Here is a 255-nt window from a genome sequence, read left to right on the forward strand (position 1 = left end):
GCGAGCTTCCCGGCTCGTTATAGTCGAACTGTTCGACAACGATGCCGTTGCCCGTACCGGTCTTCGTCTGTGCATCACCGGAATCGATGACGACGACGGGACGGTCCAGCGCGCCATAGAACGGCGCCACGAAGGCCGCGACCAGTACAGCGCCCGTTATACCCGCCAGCCCGCCGAAAACGGCGCGCCCGTGGCTTCTGTTCTGCGATTGCGCCATTACTGGCTCGCCCACAAAATGCGGGCGACCCATTCGAT

At 62.7% G+C, this 255-nt stretch carries 1 protein-coding gene; it reads right to left on the minus strand.

Annotated elements, in window-relative coordinates:
- On the minus strand, positions 1-217 hold a 217-nt coding region (locus SB719_RS21310; RefSeq protein WP_412159911.1), incomplete at its 3' end, for a hypothetical protein.
- Positions 218-255 lie beyond the last annotated feature (38 nt).

It is taken from the genome of Pantoea sp. SIMBA_079, from assembly GCF_046940275.1.
Taxonomy (GTDB): domain Bacteria; phylum Pseudomonadota; class Gammaproteobacteria; order Enterobacterales; family Enterobacteriaceae; genus Pantoea; species Pantoea borealis.